The 22602-nt window shown below is 34.0% G+C and carries 29 protein-coding genes; 6 read left to right on the top strand and 23 right to left on the bottom strand.

Annotated features, from left to right (window positions below):
• Positions 1-4: 4 nt before the first annotated feature.
• From rplR to rpsL, 21 genes are all read right to left on the bottom strand, one after another.
• Positions 5-361, bottom strand: a complete 357-nt coding sequence (gene rplR, locus H8K90_RS14715) for a 50S ribosomal protein L18 (protein ID WP_186846753.1) — start codon at positions 359-361, stop codon at positions 5-7.
• Positions 362-371: 10 nt separating this feature from the next.
• Complete coding sequence (gene rplF / locus H8K90_RS14710) at positions 372-914, bottom strand: 50S ribosomal protein L6 (protein WP_186846752.1); 543 nt, start codon at positions 912-914, stop codon at positions 372-374.
• Positions 915-926: 12 nt separating this feature from the next.
• Positions 927-1328, bottom strand: coding sequence for a 30S ribosomal protein S8 (gene rpsH, locus H8K90_RS14705; protein WP_186846751.1), 402 nt, complete (start codon positions 1326-1328; stop codon positions 927-929).
• 102 nt (positions 1329-1430) lie between these two features.
• The gene (gene rpsN / locus H8K90_RS14700; RefSeq protein ID WP_008269170.1) at positions 1431-1700 is read right to left on the bottom strand and encodes a 30S ribosomal protein S14; all 270 of its coding nucleotides are present in this window, start codon (positions 1698-1700) and stop codon (positions 1431-1433) included.
• Between the two features lie 2 nt (positions 1701-1702).
• On the bottom strand, positions 1703-2254 hold the full coding sequence (rplE, locus tag H8K90_RS14695; protein WP_186846750.1) for a 50S ribosomal protein L5: 552 nt from the start codon (positions 2252-2254) through the stop codon (positions 1703-1705).
• Between the two features lie 2 nt (positions 2255-2256).
• Entirely contained in the window at positions 2257-2568 is a 312-nt protein-coding gene (gene rplX / locus H8K90_RS14690) for a 50S ribosomal protein L24 (RefSeq protein ID WP_186846749.1), read from the bottom strand.
• A 12-nt stretch (positions 2569-2580) separates the two neighbouring features.
• Positions 2581-2949 (bottom strand): 50S ribosomal protein L14, encoded by a 369-nt coding sequence (gene rplN / locus H8K90_RS14685; RefSeq protein WP_155089961.1) that lies wholly within the window; start codon positions 2947-2949, stop codon positions 2581-2583.
• Between the two features lie 2 nt (positions 2950-2951).
• Positions 2952-3209 (bottom strand): 30S ribosomal protein S17, encoded by a 258-nt coding sequence (gene rpsQ / locus H8K90_RS14680; RefSeq protein ID WP_040756784.1) that lies wholly within the window; start codon positions 3207-3209, stop codon positions 2952-2954.
• A 17-nt stretch (positions 3210-3226) separates the two neighbouring features.
• A complete protein-coding gene (rpmC, locus tag H8K90_RS14675) occupies positions 3227-3418 on the bottom strand; it encodes a 50S ribosomal protein L29 (protein WP_186846748.1) in 192 nt (63 codons plus the stop codon).
• Between the two features lie 12 nt (positions 3419-3430).
• Positions 3431-3850, bottom strand: a complete 420-nt coding sequence (gene rplP / locus H8K90_RS14670; protein ID WP_008269176.1) for a 50S ribosomal protein L16 — start codon at positions 3848-3850, stop codon at positions 3431-3433.
• Between the two features lie 20 nt (positions 3851-3870).
• The gene (gene rpsC / locus H8K90_RS14665; protein ID WP_186846747.1) at positions 3871-4587 is read right to left on the bottom strand and encodes a 30S ribosomal protein S3; all 717 of its coding nucleotides are present in this window, start codon (positions 4585-4587) and stop codon (positions 3871-3873) included.
• A gap of 9 nt (positions 4588-4596) precedes the next feature.
• Positions 4597-5004, bottom strand: coding sequence for a 50S ribosomal protein L22 (rplV, locus tag H8K90_RS14660; RefSeq protein ID WP_008269178.1), 408 nt, complete (start codon positions 5002-5004; stop codon positions 4597-4599).
• Between the two features lie 5 nt (positions 5005-5009).
• Entirely contained in the window at positions 5010-5288 is a 279-nt protein-coding gene (gene rpsS, locus H8K90_RS14655; protein ID WP_008269180.1) for a 30S ribosomal protein S19, read from the bottom strand.
• A 10-nt stretch (positions 5289-5298) separates the two neighbouring features.
• Positions 5299-6126, bottom strand: a complete 828-nt coding sequence (rplB, locus tag H8K90_RS14650) for a 50S ribosomal protein L2 (protein ID WP_186846746.1) — start codon at positions 6124-6126, stop codon at positions 5299-5301.
• 12 nt (positions 6127-6138) lie between these two features.
• A complete protein-coding gene (gene rplW / locus H8K90_RS14645; RefSeq protein WP_110475995.1) occupies positions 6139-6429 on the bottom strand; it encodes a 50S ribosomal protein L23 in 291 nt (96 codons plus the stop codon).
• A gap of 5 nt (positions 6430-6434) precedes the next feature.
• Positions 6435-7064, bottom strand: a complete 630-nt coding sequence (gene rplD / locus H8K90_RS14640; RefSeq protein WP_186846745.1) for a 50S ribosomal protein L4 — start codon at positions 7062-7064, stop codon at positions 6435-6437.
• Entirely contained in the window at positions 7064-7681 is a 618-nt protein-coding gene (rplC, locus tag H8K90_RS14635) for a 50S ribosomal protein L3 (protein WP_186846744.1), read from the bottom strand. Before rplC ends, rplD begins: the two co-directional genes overlap by 1 nt.
• A 126-nt stretch (positions 7682-7807) precedes the next feature.
• The gene (rpsJ, locus tag H8K90_RS14630; protein ID WP_007650482.1) at positions 7808-8113 is read right to left on the bottom strand and encodes a 30S ribosomal protein S10; all 306 of its coding nucleotides are present in this window, start codon (positions 8111-8113) and stop codon (positions 7808-7810) included.
• Positions 8114-8124: 11 nt separating this feature from the next.
• Positions 8125-10251, bottom strand: a complete 2127-nt coding sequence (gene fusA / locus H8K90_RS14625; protein WP_186846743.1) for an elongation factor G — start codon at positions 10249-10251, stop codon at positions 8125-8127.
• A gap of 6 nt (positions 10252-10257) precedes the next feature.
• The gene (gene rpsG, locus H8K90_RS14620; protein ID WP_186846742.1) at positions 10258-10734 is read right to left on the bottom strand and encodes a 30S ribosomal protein S7; all 477 of its coding nucleotides are present in this window, start codon (positions 10732-10734) and stop codon (positions 10258-10260) included.
• Between the two features lie 22 nt (positions 10735-10756).
• Positions 10757-11131: a 30S ribosomal protein S12 gene (gene rpsL, locus H8K90_RS14615; RefSeq protein WP_008269190.1), complete on the bottom strand. Its 375-nt coding sequence runs from the start codon at positions 11129-11131 to the stop codon at positions 10757-10759.
• Positions 11132-11384: 253 nt separating this feature from the next.
• Here rpsL and H8K90_RS14610 point away from each other — a divergent pair, with 253 nt between their 5' ends.
• The 4 genes from H8K90_RS14610 to rlmB all read left to right on the top strand — a co-directional run bounded on the left by H8K90_RS14610 (position 11385) and on the right by rlmB (position 18990).
• On the top strand, positions 11385-13031 hold the full coding sequence (locus tag H8K90_RS14610) for a POTRA domain-containing protein (protein WP_186846741.1): 1647 nt from the start codon (positions 11385-11387) through the stop codon (positions 13029-13031).
• A 285-nt stretch (positions 13032-13316) separates the two neighbouring features.
• Positions 13317-16445: a SusC/RagA family TonB-linked outer membrane protein gene (locus H8K90_RS14605; protein ID WP_186846740.1), complete on the top strand. Its 3129-nt coding sequence runs from the start codon at positions 13317-13319 to the stop codon at positions 16443-16445.
• A gap of 12 nt (positions 16446-16457) precedes the next feature.
• Complete coding sequence (locus H8K90_RS14600) at positions 16458-18107, top strand: RagB/SusD family nutrient uptake outer membrane protein (RefSeq protein WP_186846739.1); 1650 nt, start codon at positions 16458-16460, stop codon at positions 18105-18107.
• Positions 18108-18255: 148 nt separating this feature from the next.
• Positions 18256-18990 (top strand): 23S rRNA (guanosine(2251)-2'-O)-methyltransferase RlmB, encoded by a 735-nt coding sequence (rlmB, locus tag H8K90_RS14595; RefSeq protein ID WP_186846738.1) that lies wholly within the window; start codon positions 18256-18258, stop codon positions 18988-18990.
• Positions 18991-19040: 50 nt separating this feature from the next.
• Here the strand turns inward: rlmB and H8K90_RS14590 are convergent, their stop codons facing one another.
• Positions 19041-19793 (bottom strand): rhomboid family intramembrane serine protease, encoded by a 753-nt coding sequence (locus H8K90_RS14590; protein ID WP_186846737.1) that lies wholly within the window; start codon positions 19791-19793, stop codon positions 19041-19043.
• 106 nt (positions 19794-19899) lie between these two features.
• On the opposite strand from H8K90_RS14590, the gene H8K90_RS14585 reads away from it, so the two are divergent.
• A complete protein-coding gene (locus H8K90_RS14585) occupies positions 19900-21177 on the top strand; it encodes a replication-associated recombination protein A (RefSeq protein WP_186846736.1) in 1278 nt (425 codons plus the stop codon).
• A gap of 38 nt (positions 21178-21215) precedes the next feature.
• Complete coding sequence (locus H8K90_RS14580) at positions 21216-21656, top strand: hypothetical protein (protein WP_186846735.1); 441 nt, start codon at positions 21216-21218, stop codon at positions 21654-21656.
• 136 nt (positions 21657-21792) lie between these two features.
• Here the strand turns inward: H8K90_RS14580 and H8K90_RS14575 are convergent, their stop codons facing one another.
• Positions 21793-22596 carry an LSm family protein gene (locus H8K90_RS14575; RefSeq protein ID WP_186846734.1) on the bottom strand — a complete coding sequence of 268 codons (804 nt, stop codon included), beginning with the start codon at positions 22594-22596 and terminating at the stop codon, positions 21793-21795.
• Between the last annotated feature and the right edge of the window lie 6 nt (positions 22597-22602).

Below are 22602 nucleotides of genomic sequence, written 5' to 3'. Positions count from 1 at the left end.
TGTCTTAAAATTTAAGTCCTGCTTCTCTAGCACCTTCTGCTAATGATTTTACTCTTCCGTGATATAAATAACCACCTCTATCAAAAGCAATAGTTTCAATACCAGCTTTCATAGCTTTTTCAGCCACAGATTTACCAACTAAAGCCGCAACTTCGGTTTTGTTACCTTTTGACTTTGCAATGTCTTTATCTCTTGAGGATGCAGCAGCTAAAGTTTTACCAGTTACATCATCTACGACTTGAGCATAAATTTCTTTATTACTTCTAAAAACAGCTAATCTTGGTCTTGCTTCAGTACCAGATACCACCTTACGGATTCTGCTTTTTATTCTTATTCTTCTTTCGTTCTTTGTCAATGCCATAACTTAATTATTAAGCTGATTTACCTGCTTTTCTTCTAATTTCTTCACCAACAAACTTAATACCTTTTCCTTTGTAAGGTTCTGGCTTACGGAAACCACGAATCTTCGCAGCAACTTGACCAACTAATTGTTTGTCGAAAGACGTTAATTTAACTATTGGATTTTTACCTTTCTCAGAAATTGTCTCAACTTTTACTTCTGGAGCAATATCCAAAACAATGTTGTGAGAGAATCCTACGGCTAAATCTAATTTTTGTCCTTGATTAGATGCTCTATAACCTACACCAACTAATTCTAGTTCTTTGGTCCAGCCTTTAGAAACACCTTCTATCATATTGGCAATTAATGCTCTGTAAAGACCATGTTTTGCTCTTTGATCTTTCTTATCTGAAGCACGTTCTAATGTTATAGTACCGTCTTCTAATTTTATAGTAATATCTGAATACTCTTGAGTTAATTCACCTAATTTACCTTTAGCGGTAATCATGTTATCCTTAATCTCAAGTGTTACACCTTCAGGAACTGTTATTGGGTTTTTACCTATTCTTGACATAATTTCCTGTTTTTAGTATACGTAACATAATACTTCGCCACCAACGTTTTCTCTTTGCGCTTGTTTACCTGTCATCACTCCGTGAGATGTAGAAACAATTGCAATACCTAAACCGTTTAAGATTCTTGGCATTTCGTTAGCACCAGCATATTTACGTAAACCTGGTTTACTGATTCTTTGAATTTTTTTGATAACAGACTCTTTAGTCTCTTTGTTGTATTTCAAAGCTATTTTAATTGAGCCTTGAGCTGTAGACTTGTCATCAAACTTGTAACTTAAAATATAGCCCTGATCGAACAATATTTTAGTTAACTCTTTTTTTAAGTTAGATGCAGGTATTTCAACCACTCTATGGTTGGCTTTTACTGCATTTCTAACTCGCGTTAAATAATCCGCGATTGGATCTGTGTACATAGTTTTAAATTTTGGAAAATGGTTTTCGAACTTCTCGAACCTAAATTCCGATTATACAATAATTATATTGTTAATAGTACAGAAGCTAATTCGCTTCCTTATTTACCAACTTGCTTTTTTAACACCAGGAATTAACCCTTTGTTAGCCATTTCTCTAAACATTACACGAGAAATACCAAATTGTCTCATATAACCTTTTGGTCTTCCGGTAAGTTTACAACGGTTGTGCATACGTATTGGTGATGCATTTTTAGGTAATTTTTGTAATGCATCATAATCTCCAGCTTCTTTTAAAGCCTTTCTTTTTTCTGCATATTTAGCTACCGTTTTTGCACGCTTCACCTCACGAGCTTTCATTGATTCTTTAGCCATAATTAATTCTTTTTAAATGGTAATCCTAGTTCTGTTAATAATGACTTTGCTTCCTTATCAGTATCAGCAGAAGTCACAAATGTGATATCCATACCAGATATTTTATTGATCTTATCAATATCAATTTCTGGGAAAATAATTTGTTCTACAACACCTAAGTTATAATTTCCACGACCATCAAAACCTGTAGCTTTAATTCCGTTGAAATCTCTAACTCGTGGTAAAGCTGAAGTTACTAAACGATCTAAGAACTCATACATTTGCTCACCTCTTAATGTTACTTTGGCACCAATCGGCATCCCTTTACGTAACTTAAAAGATGCAACATCTTTCTTAGACATAGTTTGTATAGCTTTCTGTCCAGATATTTTTGTAAGCTCTTCTACTGCGTGATCAATTAATTTCTTGTCCGCAACAGCTGCACCAACACCTTTAGATATTACTATCTTAGTAAGTTTAGGAACTTGCATTACATTTTTATATCCAAATTCTTCCGTAAGAGCAGGAATAACTTTATCCTTATACTCTTGTTTTAATCTTGCAACGTAAGCCATAATTAAATTACTTCATTAGATTTTTTAGAAAATCTTACTTTGTTATCTCCATCCATTCTATAACCAACTCTTGTTGCTTCACCTTTTGAGGTTAACAACGATAAGTTAGAGATATGAATTGATGCTTCTTTCTCTACAATACCACCTTGAGGGTTTTGTGCACTTGGCTTCGTATGTTTCTTAACCATGTTAACACCTTCTACGATGGCTTTGTTCTTATCTATTAATACTTTAAGCACTTTACCTTCTGATCCTTTATGGTCTCCAGCAATTACTTGTACCGTATCTCCTGATTTTATTTTAAGCTTTGTCATCTTATTTATCAATTAAAGCACTTCTGGTGCTAATGATACAATTTTCATGAATTGTTTATCACGAAGTTCTCTAGCTACAGGTCCAAAAACACGCGTTCCTCTCATTTCTCCTGTTGGATTTAAAAGTACACATGCGTTATCGTCAAATCTAATATAAGATCCATCTGGACGTCTAACTTCTTTAGCAGTACGCACAACAACTGCTGTAGAAACAGCACCTTTTTTGATATTTCCGTTTGGTGTTGCATCTTTAACAGATACTACAATTTTATCACCTACAGAAGCGTATCTTCTCTTTGTTCCACCTAATACACGGATAGTTAATACTTCCTTTGCACCAGTGTTATCAGCTACTTTTAATCTTGATTCTTGTTGTACCATAATTACTTCGCTCTTTCAATTATTTCTACTAATCTCCAACATTTAGATTTACTTAAAGGTCGTGTTTCCATGATCTTTACTGTATCACCTTCGTTGCAGTCATTTGTCTCATCGTGTGCGACATATTTCTTAGTCTTTAACACGAATTTACCATACATAGGGTGTTTAACTTTTTTAACTTCTGAAACAACAATAGATTTCTCCATTTTGTTACTAGTTACTATCCCTATACGTTCTTTTCTTAAGTTTCTTTTTTCCATCTTTCAGCAGAATACAATTATTGTACTTCTCTATTAGTTAATTCTGTTGCCACTCTAGCTACTGTACGACGTGCAATACGTAACTGAATTGGGTTATCTAAAGGAGATATAGCGTGAGCCATTTTTAGGTCTGTATAACTCTTTTTTGTCTCACTAAGTTTCTCTTGTAACTCAGCTGTTGAAAGCTGTTTAATTTCTGATTGCTTCATAATATCTTTTTATTAAGCTTCGTAATCTCTAGCTATGATAAACTTAGTTTTCACCGGAAGTTTTTGCGCTGCTAAACGTAATGCTTCTTGAGCTACGTCTAATGGCACACCACTTATTTCAAATAACATACGTCCTGGTTTTACAACTGCTGCCCAATACTCAACACCACCTTTTCCTTTACCCATACGTACTTCAAGAGGTTTCTTTGTAATAGGCTTGTCTGGAAATATTTTAATCCATAACGATCCTTCTCTTTTCATGTAACGAGTAGCGGCAATACGTGCTGCTTCTATTTGACGTGCAGTTATAAAAGTTGACTCTAAAGATTTAATACCGAAAGTACCATTTGATAACAAATGACCTCTTCCTGCATTACCTTTCATACGTCCTTTTTGCTGCTTACGAAATTTTGTTCTTTTAGGCTGTAACATTTTTTCTTTTCTTTAAAAAATTACTTTCTACGACGAGATTGGTTCTTGTTTCCACCACGTCCACCTTTACCTTTTTGTTTAGATAGACCAACTAATGGAGAAAGTTCTCTTTTTCCATATACTTCGCCTTTCATAATCCAAACCTTGATGCCCAATCTACCATAAGTAGTATGCGCTTCAACTAGAGCATAATCAATATCAGCTCTAAAAGTAGATAAAGGAATACGTCCTTCTTTATAGTGCTCAGAACGTGCCATTTCAGCACCATTCAAACGACCACTAATCTGAATTTTGATTCCTTCAGCATTCATACGCATAGCTGCAGCAATAGCCATTTTAATTGCACGTCTATATGAAATTCGGCTTTCAATTTGACGAGCAACACTTGCTCCAACTAAATGTGCATCTAGTTCAGGTCTTTTAATTTCAAAGATGTTCAATTGAACTTCTTTACCAGTAATCTTTTTAAGCTCTTCTTTTAACTTATCTACCTCTTGACCACCTTTACCGATAATAATACCAGGTCTAGCAGTAGTGATAGTAACGGTTACAAGTTTAAGCGTACGCTCAATAATTACTCTACTTACACTAGCTTTAGATAGACGAGCATGAATATACTTTCTAATCTTATCGTCTTCGGCAAGTTTATCACCATAATCGTTTCCTCCGTACCAGTTAGATTCCCATCCTCTGATAATTCCTAAGCGATTTCCGATTGGATTTGTTTTCTGTCCCATATCTCTGTCTTAGCTTTGTGTTTTATTTAATGCATCTACCACAACTGTTACGTGGTTAGATCTCTTTCTAATTCTATGTGCTCTACCTTGAGGTGCAGGGCGTAATCTCTTTAACATAGATCCACCATCTACTCTAATCTCTTTAATGTAAAGCTTTGCTTCTTCAACATCAGCATCTTCGTTTTTAGCTTGCCAGTTTGCAATTGCAGACATAACCAATTTCTCTAAACGACGAGACGCTTCTTTTTGGCTAAATCTAAGAATCTGAAGAGCTTTCTCAGCCTTCTCACCTCTTACTAAATCCGCAACTAAACGCATTTTTCTTGGTGATGTAGGACAGTTATTTAGCTTAGCAAAAGCAACCTGCTTCTTTTCAGCCTTAATAGCTTCCGCCATTTGTTTTTTACGACTTCCCATGATTCTTATTTTTTACCTTTATTCTTAGCACCTGCATGACCTCTAAAAGATCTTGTTGGTGAAAATTCTCCTAATTTGTGACCTACCATATTCTCAGTAACATAAACTGGAACAAATTGACGACCATTATGAACTGCTATAGTCTGACCAACGAAATCTGGCGAAATCATTGATGCTCTAGACCAAGTTTTGATAACCGTCTTTTTGTTTGAAGCTACATTTTCTGCAACTTTCTTTTCTAATTTATAGTGGATATAAGGTCCTTTTTTTAATGAACGTGCCATACTATCTTAATTATTTCTTTCTACGTTCTACAATATACTTATTACTCGCTTTTGTCTTAGAACGTGTTCTATAACCTTTAGCAGGAATACCGTTTCTATTACGTGGGTGACCACCAGCAGATTTTCCTTCACCACCTCCCATTGGGTGATCAACTGGATTCATTACTACTGGTCTTACTCTTGGACGTCTTCCTAACCATCTGCTTCTACCAGCTTTACCAGATACCAATAATTGATGATCTGAGTTAGAAATAACACCTATTGTAGCCATACATGTTACTAACACCAATCTGGTTTCACCAGAAGGTAATTTCACTGTAGCAAATTTACCATCTCTTGCCATTAATTGAGCAAATGCACCTGCACTACGCGCCATAACAGCACCTTGACCAGGACGTAACTCTATACAAGAAATAATTGTACCTAAAGGTATTTCACTTAATGGCATTGCATTACCAATTTCTGGAGCAACACCTGTTTCACCAGATACAATCTTTTGCCCTACTTGTAATCCATTCTGAGCGATAACATAACGTTTTTCACCATCTTGGTAATTAAGTAAAGCAATAAATGCTGTTCTGTTTGGATCGTACTCGATTGTTTTAACCTCTGCTGGAATTCCAGTTTTGTTACGTTTAAAATCAATAATACGATACTTCTTCTTATGACCTCCACCTAAATGGCGCATAGTCATTTTTCCTTGACTGTTTCTACCACCAGATCTTTTTTTCGGAGCAAGCAAGCTTTTCTCCGGCTTATCAGTAGTGATGGCGTCAAATCCATTTACTACTCTAAATCGCTGAGCTGATGTGATCGGTTTTAATTTTCTTACTGACATTAATGTCTAAAATTACATGTTAGTGTATAAATCTATTGTTTCACCTTCCGCCAGTTGTACAATTGCTTTTTTAACAGCATTTGTTTTACCATGTTGAACACCAGTTTTTGTAAACTTGGTCTTACGATCTGGACGGACATTTATCGTACGAACTTTTTCAACAGAAACTCCATAAGCAGCTTCAACTGCTTTTTTGATTTCTACCTTGTTCGCCTTTGTATTCACTTCAAATGCATATGCATTTAACAACTCACTTTGCATGGTTGCTTTTTCTGTGATTATAGGTTTTATTAAGATACTCATCTGTTCTATTTACTTAAATTCGATTCAATTCCTTCTAAAGCACTTTCAATTAGAATAACTTTATTAGCATTCATAATTTTATAAGTACTTAATTCTGAAGCAGTTACAACTTCAGACCCTTTAAAATTGCGTGATGACAAATATACATTATTATTTGACCCACCCAACACTATAAGAGATTTTTTGTTTTCTACCTCTAAAGCCTTTAAAACATTGATAAAGTTTTTAGTTTTTGGAGTATCAAAATTGAAGTCTTCCATTACTAAAATTGACTTATCATTTGCCTTAATACTTAATGCAGATTTACGTGCTAATCGTTTTACGTTTTTGTTTAATTTAAAACCGTAATTTCTTGGTCTTGGACCAAACATACGACCACCACCTTTAAATACACCAGACTTAATAGAACCTGCACGCGCAGTACCTGTTCCTTTTTGCTTCTTAATCTTACGTGTACTTCCAGCAATTTCTGCTCTTTCTTTTGCCTTATGCGTTCCTTGTCTTTGATTTGCTAAATATTGCTTAACATCCAAGTAAACAGCATGATTATTAGGCTCTATAGCGAATACGTCTTTAGAAAGCTCTGCTTTTCTACCCGTATCTTTTCCGTTTATATCTAAAACTGCTACTTTCATTACTTCTCAATAATTACATAAGAATTTTTGTGACCAGGAACACATCCTTTAACAACAAGTAAGTTCTTTTCTGGAACTACTTTATAAACTCTTAAATTTTGAACTTTTACTGTTTCGCCACCCATTCTTCCGGCCATCTTCATTCCTTTGAATACTCTCGCAGGATAAGAAGCTGCACCAATAGAACCTGGAGCTCTTAAACGGTTATGCTGACCGTGTGTCGCTTGACCTACACCACCAAAACCATGACGTTTAACTACACCTTGAAAACCTTTACCCTTAGAAGTACCTGCGATATCCACAAATTCTCCTTCAGTAAATTGTTCTACTGTAATAGCATCACCTAATTTGTACTCCGCATCAAAACCTTTGAATTCAACAACTTTGCGTTTTACAGAAGTACCCGCTTTTTTAGCATGACCAATGTCAGCTTTAGTAGCGCTTTTTTCTGTCGCGTCATCGAAACCTAATTGAAGGGCTGAATAACCATCCACTTCTTCAGTTCTGACTTGGGTAACGATACATGGTCCAGCTTCGATTACTGTACATGGAATATTCTTTCCATTTTCATCGAAAATGCTGGTCATACCGATTTTTTTTCCAATTAACCCAGACATATTTATTATTTATTAATTATTACTATTTGTTATTTAAAATTCAAGGCCGAAAATACGTTTCAGCCTTGAATTGTATTTTTTACCGTTTTTCCCTCGACCGCATCGGTGGGACATGTTCTTTCTTACTTACACCTTAATTTCTACTTCAACTCCACTTGGTAATTCAAGTTTCATTAAAGCGTCAATTGTTTTAGAAGATGAAGAGTAGATATCTAATAATCTCTTGTAAGAGCTTAATTGAAATTGTTCTCTAGACTTCTTATTTACGTGTGGTGAACGTAATACAGTGAAAATTTTCTTGTGTGTTGGTAAAGGAATTGGCCCTGTTACAACTGCACCTGTACTTTTTACTGTTTTTACAATCTTATCAGCAGATTTATCTACCAAGTTGTGATCGTAAGACTTTAATTTTATTCTGATTTTTTGACTCATTTTCTTAAGATTTACGATTCAACTCCTTTAGCTGCTTTAATAACTTCTTCAGATATATTAGAAGGAGTTTCAGCATAGTGTGAAAATTCCATTGTTGATGTTGCTCTACCAGAAGATAACGTTCTCAATGTTGTTACATAACCAAACATTTCTGATAATGGAACAGTAGCTTTTACAGTTTTTGCACCAGCTCTGTCACCCATGTCACTTACTTGACCTCTTCTTCTATTTAAATCTCCAACAATATCACCCATGTTTTCTTCAGGTGTAATTACCTCAAGTTTCATGATTGGCTCCATTATCACAGCTTTTGCAGCTTTTGCAGCATTTTTAAATCCTAATTTAGCAGCTAATTCGAAAGATAACTGATCCGAATCTACATCGTGGTAAGATCCATCTTTAAGTGTCACTTTCATAGCATCTACTTCGTAACCTGCTAAAGGACCATTAATCATCGCCATTTTGAATCCTTTTTCAATTGAAGGGATAAATTCTTTAGGAACGTTACCACCTTTAATTTCAGAAATAAATTCTAATCCTACTTTTCCTTCTTCAGCTGGCTCTACTGTAAATACAATATCGGCAAATTTACCACGACCACCAGATTGCTTCTTGTAAACCTCTCTATGATCAGCAGCTTGTGTTATAGCTTCTTTGTATTCCACTTGCGGTTGACCTTGATTAACCTCAACTTTAAATTCACGCTTTAAACGATCTACAATTACATCTAAGTGTAACTCACCCATACCAGAAATAATTGTCTGACCTGAAGCTTCGTCTGAACGTACAGTAAATGTTGGATCTTCTTCAGCTAATTTAGCTAAGCCCATACCTAATTTATCTACATCTGCTTTAGTCTTAGGCTCCACTGCGATACCAATTACCGGATCAGGGAAGTCCATAGATTCTAAAACAATAGGATGCTTTTCTGCTGTTAATGTATCTCCTGTTTTGATAGATTTAAATCCAACAGCAGCACCAATATCTCCAGCTTCTATAAAATCAATTGCATTTTGCTTATTAGCATGCATTTGATAGATACGTGATATACGTTCTTTTTTACCTGAACGGTTATTTAAAACATATGAACCAGCATCTAAACGACCAGAATATGCTCTAAAGAATGCTAAACGTCCTACAAAAGGATCTGTAGCAATTTTAAATGCTAAAGCAGCGAACGGCTCCTTTACATCTGGCTTACGAATTTCTTCCTCTTCAGTATCTGGATTAACTCCAACAATACCCTCTTTATCTATAGGAGAAGGTAAATAACGACATACCGCATCTAATAAGAATTGTACACCTTTATTTTTGAAAGCAGAACCACAAATCATAGGAATGATTGCCATATCCATTACAGCAGCTCTAAGTGCAGCGTGCACTTCTTCTTCTGTAATAGAATCTTCGTCTTCCATAAACTTCTCTAGTAAGTTCTCATCGTAACTTGCTACCTCTTCTATTAATAAAGCTCTATATTTTTTAGCTTCAGCTTTAAGCTCATCTGGAATTTCAATAACATCAAAAGTCGCCCCTTGTGTTTCATCGTGCCAAACAATAGCTCTGTTTTTTACTAAATCTATAATACCTTTAAAATCTATCTCGTCACCAATGTTTAATACGATTGGTACAGCATTAGATTTTAACATATCTTTTACTTGTTGACAAACACCTAAAAAGTTAGATCCTTGACGGTCCATTTTATTAACGAAACCAATTCTTGGAACTTTATAGTTGTCTGCTAGTCTCCAGTTAGTTTCAGATTGTGGCTCAACACCATCAACTGCACTAAACAAGAATACTAGACCATCTAATACACGTAATGAACGATTTACCTCAACCGTAAAATCAACGTGACCAGGAGTATCAATAATATTAAAATGATATCCTTTAGTCTCTGGTGTAGGCTCACCGTTTTCAATCGGGAATTGCCATGTACAAGTTGTAGCAGCAGAAGTAATTGTAATACCTCTTTCTTGCTCTTGCTCCATCCAGTCCATTGTTGCAGCACCATCATGCACTTCACCAATTTTGTGAGAAACACCCGTATAATAAAGAATACGTTCTGTTGTAGTGGTTTTTCCAGCATCAATGTGAGCTGCAATACCTATATTTCTTGTGAATTTTAAATCTCTTGCCATTTCTTATTAAAATCTAAAGTGAGAGAATGCTTTGTTTGCTTCAGCCATTTTGTGAGTATCAACTCTTTTCTTAACGGCAGCACCTTCTTCTTTTGCAGCAGCTAATACTTCTGCAGCTAAACGTTGCGCCATAGATTTTTCGTTTCTTTTACGAGAATAGCTAATTAACCATTTCATCGCAGTTGAAACTTTACGGTCTGGACGAATTTGCATTGGAATTTGGAATGTTGCACCACCAACACGACGACTACGTACTTCTACGTGAGGCATCACATTAGATAAAGCATCCTTCCAAACTTCTAAAGCTGTTTTTTCTTCGTCATTCTTTTTCTCCTCAACAATATCAATTGCATCGTAGAATACTTTAAAAGCTACAGACTTTTTACCATCCCACATCATCATGTTAACAAAACGTGTTACTAACTGATCGTTAAATTTAGGATCTGGTAAAAGCGGTCTCTTTTTTGCTGCTCTTTTTCTCATGTCTTCTTCTTAAAGTTTTAAATTACTTTTTAGGGCGTTTTGCACCATACTTAGATCTACGTTGTGTGCGACCAGCAACACCTGCTGTATCTAATGCACCACGAACGATGTGATATCTAACACCTGGCAAATCTTTTACCCTTCCACCTCTAACCAATACTATCGAGTGCTCTTGTAAATTGTGACCCTCTCCACCAATGTATGCATTTACTTCGTTTCCGTTTGTTAAACGAACCCTTGCTACCTTACGCATTGCTGAGTTAGGTTTTTTAGGTGTCGTTGTATAAACACGAGTACATACACCACGTCTCTGAGGACACGAATCTAAAGCAGCCGATTTACTCTTCTTGGTTATTTTGGCTCTTCCTTTTCGTACTAATTGTGAAATTGTTGGCATATATTTCTATATAAAATTTTATTAACCCTCACTTTTGAGGGCTGCAAAGGTAGAAATATATATTTATAATTCAAACACTTGGGAATTTATTTTTTAAAGAAATATTAAGTTTCATTTTACTCCTATATATAATGGTCTATTTTTACAGTACAATACTACTGAGTCATTAACGTTTCAAATTTATGAATCTAGAATTAAGTTTATATTAAAGATGCTTAAACCTTTTTATTTATTTTTTTTCACTTTTATGTTGATGTTTTCGAATCAACTAAACGGTCAGAATTTAAACTTAAAAGTAGTTGGTGATAACAATAATGAAACTTCTATTATCGATTCTATAGGGTATTTAAAGTACTTTGATAATTATAAAACTCTAGAAGCTGAATTATACAATTTTAAAGACAAACTCACCAGGCAAGGTTATATTGATGCAACTATTAAGAATATCACCAAACAAAATGACACGCTTTTTAATGCCCAATTAATTCTTGGAAAAAAAATAAACTCAATTCGTGTTTATTATGATTCAAATTTTAATGAGGACTTATTAGATTTTATTAATCATTATAATAATGATTCATATTTTGAATTAGATATTAGTCAACTTGAAAGTTCACTAAATACCTTAAACTCTAAAATTGCTGAGCAAGGCGATCCGTTTTCAACTTTACAGCTTGTAAATATTTCTAAAGTAAATTCTAATTTGATTACAGCAGATTTAAATGTTAAAAACAATCAAAAAAGAAGGATTGATAAAATTATTGTTAAAGGCTATGAAAAGTTCCCAAAGTCTTATGTAAAACGTTTTCTAAAATTAAAGACCGGAAAATCTTTTAATCTTAATGCTATTAAAGAAAAAGTTGAGCTATTAGATGACATTAGATTTGCCAGTAAAATAAAAGATCCAGAAGTACTTTTTACTCAAGACTCTACAACACTATATTTATATGTAGAAAAAACTAAAACCAATAACTTTGATGGTTTTCTTGGTTTTGGTACTAACGAAAACACCAATAAAATTGAATTTGATGGTTATTTAGATTTAAGGTTAATTAATAATCTCAATTTTGGAGAAAGTTTAAACCTTTTTTACAAAAGCGATGAGATTGATCAACAAACCTTTAAAGTGGATGCAGATTTACCTTATCTATTTGGTTCACCTGTAGGACTACAAGTTGGACTAAAGATTTTTAGAAAAGATTCTACCTTTTTAAATGCTAATCAAAATGCAAGAATAAACTATCAGATTAATGCACAACATAAAGTAGGAATTGGAATTACCTCAACTAAATCGACCAACCTCTTAGAAAACGATACTGATATTTTAAACGATTATACCACTAATTACTATACATTAAATTACAACTATTCTAAGTCACAATTTTACGACCCTTTATTCCCTATTAATTTTTGGTTTAATTTATATAGCGGTTTAGGTGATAGAGAAAATAACCTAGGAGACCAATCTCAAAGTATTTTTAATTTAGATACTTATAAAATATTTAATCTTAATAATAAGAACAGTATTTACACTAGATTCAATGGTGCTATTTTAACTTCTGATAATTATCTAGACAATGAGCTCTTTCGGTTTGGTGGAATAAATTCCATTAGAGGCTTTGAAGAAAATAGTTTAGTTGCTAATCTTTACGGAGTCATCAATACAGAATATCGTTACCGACTTAGCAATAGTATTTATGTACATTCGGTTATAGATGGTGCATATTTTGAAAACCAAATAACAGATACAAAAGAAAAACTTTTTGGGTTTGGTTTTGGACTTGGTCTATTAACCAATTCTGGATTATTTAGATTAAACTATTCGAGCGGAAAAACAGAAAACAGACAATTTAAATTATCAGACTCTAAAGTCCATGTGAGTTTGACTGCTACTTTTTAATTCTAAAATTTACTTTTCTTTAACAGAAATCTACATTTTTTATATAATCACACTCCATTTCTAATTCTATTTTTTGTAGGATAAAAAAGATCCTGAAACAAGAATAAAATGTAGTATTGTTAAAAATGGATGTCTCAAAATATCAAAATCGTAATTTTTCACACCAAAAAAAACACATCTTTCATAAAAAGAGTTTTTATATCAAATATTATTCATTAGCTTTAACGTTAATTTTAGGTTAAATCCCTAAAATAATTTAAGACTAACTCAAAATTAATTTAAAGTATGAAAACAAAATTCAAAGTAATTTTAACGCTCTTTTTAGCCTGTTTTGTACAGCTATCGTTTGCTCAAGAAAAAGCGATTTCGGGTACAATAACGGATGCATCGGGACTTCCCATACCTGGTGTTAGTGTATTGATTAAGGGGACACAAACAGGAACACAAACTGACCTTGATGGTAAATATTCTATAAATGCCAGTGTTGGTAGTGTAATTGTTGTAAGTTATTTAGGTTTAAAAACTCAAGAAATAACTGTCGGAAACTCTAGTACTTATAATTTCACTATGGAAGAAGACACATCCTTACTAGACGAAGTTGTAGTAGTTGCGTATGGTACTACAACGAAAGAAGCTTTTACGGGATCCGCCAGTGTCGTTGGTGCAAAACAATTAGAAACTAGAAATGTAACTTCACCAATTGAAGGTATAGAAGGTAGAGCAACAGGTATTCAATTTACATCACCTGCTGGACCTGGTGATTCGCCAGGAATCGTTATTAGAGGTGTTGGAACTTTAAACGGCTCTACTACTCCACTATACATTGTAGATGGCGTGCAGTATAATGCACCAATCAACACGCTTAACCAAGAAGATATTGCTTCATTTACAATCCTTAAGGATGCTGCTTCAACATCATTGTACGGATCTAGAGCTGCAAATGGAGTTGTTATAATTACCACAAAAACAGGTAAGAAAAATGAAATGAAAGTTACGGCAGGTGCATCATCAGGATTTGTATCACGTGGACGTCCTCTTTATGACGCAGTATCACCTGGTCAGTACTATGAGTTAATGTGGGAGGCACTTAGAAACTCAAGCGCAGGAGGTGGAGATCCTCAGTTTGCAAGTGATAATATTTATAACCAATTAGGATATAACCCTTTTAATGTTCCTAATGACCAAATCGTTGGTACAGATGGGCGCCTTAATCCAAATGCAGATGTCATTTATAAAAGTTTAAATTGGTTCGACGAATTAGAACGAACTGGCACGAGAAACAATTACAATGTTAACGTATCTGCTGGTGGCGAGAAGCACTCAGTGTTTTTCTCAGTATCTTATTTGGATGAAGAAAGTTATGTTATTACTTCTGATTTTGATCGTTTAACCGCTAGATTAAATGGTGAATTTCAAGTTAGTAATCGCATTAAAATTGGTGGAAGTATTAATATGGCTTTGACCAATGCAAACGCACCTAGTTCAGCAGGTTCTGGTAGTATAGTGAATCCTTTTAGTTTCGCTCAAGGAATTGGTTCAATTTACCCAGTATTTGTAAACGATTTAAACGGAAACATTGTTAGAGACGAGGTGGGAAACCGCGTTTGGGATAATGGAGAAGGATTTGCTGAGTATAATATTGGCTCTAGACCTGTTAATCAAGGACGACATGCCATCCAAGAATTAAGATTAAATCGCGAACTTAATGAAAACAACACGTATGGATTTAGAATGTTCGGTGAACTTAATATTTTGGAAGGCCTAAACTTTAGATTGAATTATGGTAGAGACATGACTGACTTCTTCTCTAGTGAATATGAAAATCCTGTAATTGGTGATGCACAACCTGTAGGTAGATTAGATCAAAGACGTGCAAGACGTGATACAGAAACCTTTACTCAAACACTTAGTTATATCAAGAGTTTTGGAAATAACCATAACATAGACGTAACTGCTGGTCACGAAAGTTATGAAACTAAAATTAATGATTTAGACGGTCTTGCTACTATACAAGCAGCAAGTGGTATTTACGAATTTGCAAATTTTTCTAATATAGTAGATCTCGATGGTGCTACCTTCGATAGAGCTTTAGAAAGTTACTTTTTTAGAGCACTATATAATTATGATAACAAGTATTATTTAAACGCTTCTGTAAGAACTGATGGTTCTTCGGTTTTCCAAACAGATGTAAGATGGGGAACATTTTATGCAATTGGAGCATCATGGCGTATAGATCAAGAAGAATTTATGCAAAACATCTCTTGGATAGATCAATTAAAAATTAGAGCTTCTTATGGTGAAATTGGTAATGATCAATTAAACGATAGTTATTTATCTCAAGCACGATTCAACATTACATCCAATGCTGCTGAACCAGCTATTTTGTTTACGGATATTGGAAATGCTGATTTATTATGGGAAACATCAGAAAGTTTTGATGTAGCATTAGAGTTTGGATTATTTGATAATTTCATAGATGGCTCTATAGAATATTACCAAAGAAACTCTACTGACTTATTATACAACTTACCAATTGCACCAAGTAATGGTTTAAACGTTGTACCTGTTAATGCGGGAGATTTAAGAAATTCTGGTTGGGAATTCGGAATTACAGCTCATCTTTTTAATGAAAGTGATTTTAAATGGGATTTAACCTTATTAGGGTCAACTTTAAAAAATGAAATTACTAGCCTTCCTGATCCATTTATAAACGGTAGTAAACGTTGGGCTGAAGGAAGATCTGCTTTTGATTTCTTTTTATATAGAACAGCTGGTGTAGATCCTGATACAGGTGATCAACTTTATTACATGTATGAATTTAATGACGATAACGAGAGTGTACCTGTCTTAGATGCAACAACTGGCGAACATCTTACTACTAATGATTGGACAGATACAGAAAGAGCATATACAGAAGAGTCTTCAGTACCAGATTTTATAGGTTCTGTTGCTAGCACAGTAAATTATAAAAACTTTACTTTCGATTTCTTAATAACTTATGGTATAGGTGGTAGTGCATTAGATAATGCTTATGCAGGTATGATGCATAGTGGTACTTATGGTAGATCAATGCATCCAGATGCATTAAACGCCTGGAGACAGCCTGGAGATATTACCGATGTTCCTAGGTTAGAAAACGGAAATGTTGCATTAGTACAAACACAATCTGATAGATTTTTAACTGATGCTTCATATTGGAATTTAAGGAATGTTAGTCTAAGCTATAGATTTGGTGATAAAATCACTGACCATATTGGTTTAGATAATTTAGCCGTCAATATAACTGGTGAAAATCTTATATTTAAGAGTAAAAGAGATGGTTTAGACCCTCAGGGTAATTTAGCCGGATTAGGACAAGGTAATAACTTCCTTGCACCAAAAATTGTTTCATTAGGATTGAATCTTTCATTTTAAAAAAAATTAGTTATGTTAAATAAATTTAAATTTATAACCCTGATACTCTTATTAGTATCAGTCAATTCGTGTCAAGATGAGTATCTTGAAAGAACACCTACCGATGCAATATCTGCTGCAGATGCTTTAGCGAGTGTAGAGAACATGCAACTCGTGCTTAATGGAGTTCATAGAGGTTTATATTCGCAATCGCAAACTATTTTTCCAGGTGGTAATACTGCCAGAGCGAATAATCATTACTGGAAACCATTAGGAGATAATTTAGCAGGATACCTTATCCACTCGGCGAATGCAAATAATTTATCTTGGAGAAGCGCAATGCAGTGGAATGAACATACTATACAGACATCGCTTACTAGTGAGCTTTTATGGTATCACCGTTACAATATTATTTTGCATGCAAATTTATTAATAAACGGTATTGCAGATAGTGGATTTACCGAAACTGCTGCACTAAATGAGATTTTGGGACAAGCTTATACTTATAGAGCTTACGCGTATTTATCTTTAGTACAACACTATGGTCGAGGTTATCTAATTGGTAACCCTTCAACAGATCCAGGAGTACCATTATTATTTTCTTCGGAGTCGCCTTTTACAAGTGAACCAAGATCTACAGTGCAAGTTATTTATGATCAAATAGGGTCGGATTTAGATGATGCAATTGCTGCTTTTGAAAATGGTAGTGGCAGAACTGGAAGTGGAGCTGCAGCAAAATCGCAATTAAATATCAATGTAGCCCATGGTCTTAAAGCACGTTGGGCATTATCTAAAGGCGATTGGTCAACTGCTGCAACATCAGCTGTAGCAGCAAGAGACGGATTTCCTCTTATGGATGAGACTGATTGGTTGTCTGGTTTAAACACTAATACGTTATCTGAAGTTATTTGGGGTAGCCATGTAATAGAGGCCGAAACAACATTCTTCCGTTCTTATTTTTATTTGGCTAGCAACACGTTTAACGGAAGCCAAATACGAAATAACCCAAAGATTGCAGACCGAAGATTAGTGGATGCTATTCCTGCAACAGATTATAGAGGAAAAGCCTTTTTACCAGATGCACCGAACTCCAATACATCGGCAGCGAATGGTGAAGGTGGTTGGGCTAACAACACAAATCCTTTATATACTACAGAAGAAGAATTTGATGATGCTATTGCAGCTATTAAAGCTGAATATGGTTTAGTATCAGGGCACAATACACATCCATATATGCATTTTAAATTGAAAAATGCAAATCCTGGTACTATTGATCCTGATGATGTTATCTACATGAGAACTTCTGAAATGCATCTAATTGAAGCAGAAGCTAGAGCTATGTTGAATGATATAACTGGCGCTCAAGATGCACTGAGACCATTAGGAGAAGAACGCGATAGCGCTTATGATGTAACAATCTTTAACACTCAGCAGTCTTTAATGGATCATATTAAATTTCAAAGACGACTTGAGCTTTGGGGAGAAGGCTTTGGTTATACAGACAAGATCCGTTGGGACGAAGGTATTGACCATGCAGCCGATGGAGGTTCTGGAGCTTCTGAAGTTCTTTATCAAGGAGCATATCAAGTAGATAGACCTTCAATTAATGATGATTGGATATTTAAAATCCCGCAAGCGGAAATTAATGCTAATCCAAATCTTAGTTCTGGTGATCAAAATTAAATTTGTAATTATTAGTAGTTAGTCTATAACTATTCTAATAGAATCTCCAACGATTATATATTATCGTTGGAGATTTTTTTATACTAAACGCTAAATTTCTTTCTTAATTCTGTTTTATTAAAGAATTCTTTATATATACCTTTGCTTCATGAAAAATGAAACTACAGTTTTTGGTATTAGAGCGATTATCGAAGCTATTAAATCTGGTGAAACCATAGATAAGGTTTTTATGCAGAAAGGACTTCACGGTGAATTGTATAAAGAATTAGAACATTTACTTAGAGCAGAAAGTATTAATTCATCTTATGTTCCTGTTGAAAAATTAAACCGATTAACGCGTGGGAATCATCAAGGTGCTGTGGCTCAAATTTCGCCTATCGCTTTTCATAATATTGATGATTTAGTTATGCAAGTTATTGAATCTGGCAAAACTCCTTTATTTCTTCTACTAGATCAATTGAGTGATGTTAGAAATTTTGGCGCCATTGTACGTACTGCGGAATGCACTGGAGTCAATGGTATTATCATACAGAAAAAAGGTGGCGCACCAATTAATGGAGATACAATTAAAACTAGTGCTGGAGCCATTTTTAAGATGCCAATTTGTAAAGTAGACCATATAAAAGATGCCGTTTTCCATATGCAATCCTCAGGTATAAGAGTAATTGCAGCAACCGAAAAAGCTGATAATTATGTATATGATGTATCTTTTAAAGAACCTTGTGCTATAATTATGGGCTCTGAAGGTAGAGGCATTAACCCTTCGGTTTTAAAAGTTGTTGATGACCAAGCGAAGCTTCCTATTTTAGGAGACATCGAATCTTTAAACGTTTCTGTAGCTTGCGGTGCCTTTTTGTATGAAGCTGTTAGGCAACGTTCTTAGTGGTCAATTTTTTAGTCTTCAGTATGCAGTCTAAATCTATAATTATAAAACTAATCTTCGTTTTTCTTAAAAATGTAATTAATGTTTGAATTTGAATTATTTTCAAGTTCAGAATCAATTTCTAGTTCAATATCCTCTTCTGGCTGAAATTCAATAAAGTTACCATTTTCATCAAAATGTCTCATAAATGGATCATCATCTTCATTATAATCTGGTTGTTCCCATTTGTAAATTTCTGGCTTGGCTACATGCCTTCTAAAGATTAGAGCAAACACTAATCCTGTAATTAACCCACCTAAATGACCTTCCCAAGACATTCCTGATTTTATAGGAAACACATACCAAATCATGCTACCGTATAAAAAAATAACCATAAGTGATAACGCAATAAGCCTGTAGTATTTTGCAAAAATGCCTTTAAAAAAAATAAAGCTAACCAGTACATAGATTAATCCACTAGCTCCTATATGATTTCCACCACTTCCTATTAACCACGTTAAAAATCCTGATAAAAGAATACCATATAAAATAACCTTCCATGCAATCTTTTTGTAGAAATAAAACAAGGCCAAAGACAAAACAAAAAGGGGAATAGAATTATTGTAAAGGTGATTGATATCTCCATGCAAAAAAGGACTTGTAAAAATTCCTAAAAGCCCTTCTAGTTTTTGAGGTCTAATACCAAATGCTTTAATACCATAATCTACACGGACTTGGTACCAAAAAACCAACCATTCTAAAAATAAGAGCATCAAAGGGTAAAGAATGACACTATTAGAATATTTAAATTGCTGTGTAGACATGCTATTGTTTACGTCAAATTTATAACCAAAAGTTAATTGTATGAAATATTGTCAGAAGTGTTTCGTAATCCTTAAAACTCTCAGTCTCATTTTGTAATTTTGAAATATGAATATTCCATTAGCTGAACGATTACGTCCAAAAACATTAAACGATTACCTAAGCCAACAACATTTAGTAGGCAAGGAAGGCATGTTGTATCAGCAAATAAAAAGTGGAGTAATTCCTTCGCTGATACTTTGGGGACCGCCAGGTATCGGCAAAACGACCTTAGCAAATATTATTGCTAACGAATCTGAACGTCCTTTTTTTAAGCTCAGTGCTATTAACTCGGGAGTTAAAGATATTAGAGAGGTAATAGATAAAGCGAAAAAAAGTGGTGGAATGTTTACCACAAAAAATCCGATTTTATTTATTGATGAGATTCACCGCTTTAGTAAATCGCAACAAGATTCATTATTAGAAGCAGTAGAAAAAGGTTGGGTTACTTTAATTGGTGCTACTACCGAAAATCCAAGTTTCGAAGTAATTTCTGCGCTACTCTCTCGTTGCCAAGTTTATACTTTAAATGCATTTAGTAAAGCTGATTTAGAAGCTTTATTACAACGTGCAATGAAGGAAGACAATATCATTTCTAAACTAAAAATTGAATTAAAGGAAACTGAAGCTCTATTGCGTTTTTCTGGTGGAGATGCTAGAAAACTTTTGAATATTTTTGAATTACTAGTTACTTCGTTTGAAACTGAACCTATTATCATCACTAACGAATTGGTCACTAAACAAGTGCAAAGTAAAGCAGCACGTTACGATAAAACTGGCGAACAGCATTACGATATTATTTCGGCATTTATAAAATCGATTCGTGGTAGTGATCCTAATGCAGCAGTTTATTATTTAGCACGCATGATTGAAGGCGGTGAAGATGTAAAGTTTATTGCTAGGCGTTTACTTATTTTGGCTAGCGAAGATATTGGCAATGCTAACCCAACGGCATTGGTTATAGCTAATAATACGTTTCAGGCAGTTTCTGTAATTGGAAATCCAGAATCTCGAATTATTCTTAGCCAATGTGCTACTTATTTAGCAAGTTCTCCAAAAAGTAACGCTGCTTATGAAGCAATAAATAAAGCGCAATACTTAGTTAAGGAAACTGGTGATTTATCTGTGCCATTATCTATTAGAAACGCGCCCACAAAATTAATGAAAGAACTTGGTTATGGTGACAAATATAAATACTCTCATAGTTATGAAAACAACTTTGCCGAGCAAGAGTTCTTACCAGACGAAATAGTAAACACAAAACTTTATGATCCAGGAAATAACGCCAGAGAACAATCTCAGCGCAATTATTTAAAATCTCTTTGGAAAGAAAAATATGGATATTAATTATTGCGTGTAACGCACATTTAAACTCATAACTTGAAATGAAAAGACCGTATTGGATGTTTTCAATATTAATTCTAGGATTTGCATCTTGTCATTTTACGGGACCAATTGATGTAAATATTCAAAGAAAAAATGTAGAAGTAAAATCAAATAATATTGTTGGAAAGTGGAAAATGGATAAGTTTTCATATAAATTCCTATCTGGAATTAAAAATGATAGTATTGTTTTGAGCTTAAATTCTGATAATCAATTCGAAATAAATAATCTCCAAAATTTATTTGAAGGAGAAATCAACAGTGGTATTTCGTTTGGAAAGTGGGAAATTATTGAACAATACGATACAAAAAAAATCAAGCTAACTTTTGATGATACCCAAACAACTAAAAATTTAGAAATTTATAAACTAAAAAATAATTATCAATTGTGGTACTTTTTATCGGATCCTGATAACGAAGAAAGAATTAGGTTTTTGAAATAAAGTAAAACACACAATAATTTGTATAACTAATTGCTTTGGAAAGTGAATGTTAAGAAGATTCATTTAGATTTTTTTGGCATTTGTTTTAGCTTATTGAATTTGCCCGAAACACGCTACTAATCAAACACCTATCCAGTTAGAACTTAATATTCATTAATTTCTTTTCCTTTAGTTTTCCATTATTTTCTGAGAAATACCAAAACCCATCTTCTTTATATACAATAGCATTTTTGCCTTTTACAATAAATATATTTTCAGCTGTTGTTTCCAACAAAATCATAACAATTTTGGGTTGAGAATCTACCAATTGAAAACCATTCTCTATCGCTTGAGCATAATACATTATTGAATGATTTTCTTTACTTTCAAGATCATTAGACTTGTTTTCAGTTACAGTTATTATTTCAGCTTTTTCGCTTAAAGATTCTTTCTCTTTAGTATCAATATCGCTTTTCTCTTTTATGTTTTCTGCAACTTTTGTTTCAACAGAAACCTCTTGATTAGACACATATTTGTAGTCTAATTTTTTATAGGTCTCAAAAGCATTTCTTAATGCCTGATTATAGGCTTTATCAAATTCTTTTAATCGCGATTCACCAACTTGAGAGGTCATAACAGCTGTACCATAACAGTCATTAAGTACAATCTCTAGCTTTGTTTTAAACAATCCTCCTTTTGGTTTTAAAACCTCTGAGGTTAAAGCTAGACATCTATCTTTTTTTAAATCATCAGGCAAATCATCACCCGCAAAATAAGCTTCATAACCATATTTGTTAAATAAAAATTTGGTTAAAGAGTTTAATTGGTATTGATCTTCACTCTTTAAAAAATCGAATGTCTTAGGTACAATAATGTACTTGTAGTTATTAATATCTTTTTGAGCTGCTCCACAAACACTTATGAGAACAAATGAAACTGAGAAAACTATTTTTTTTAGCATATCTAG

It is taken from the genome of Winogradskyella echinorum, assembly GCF_014297365.1.
Taxonomy (GTDB): domain Bacteria; phylum Bacteroidota; class Bacteroidia; order Flavobacteriales; family Flavobacteriaceae; genus Winogradskyella; species Winogradskyella echinorum.
The sequence above is the reverse complement of the archived record's forward strand: the minus strand, read 5'-3'. Positions and strand labels throughout refer to the sequence as shown.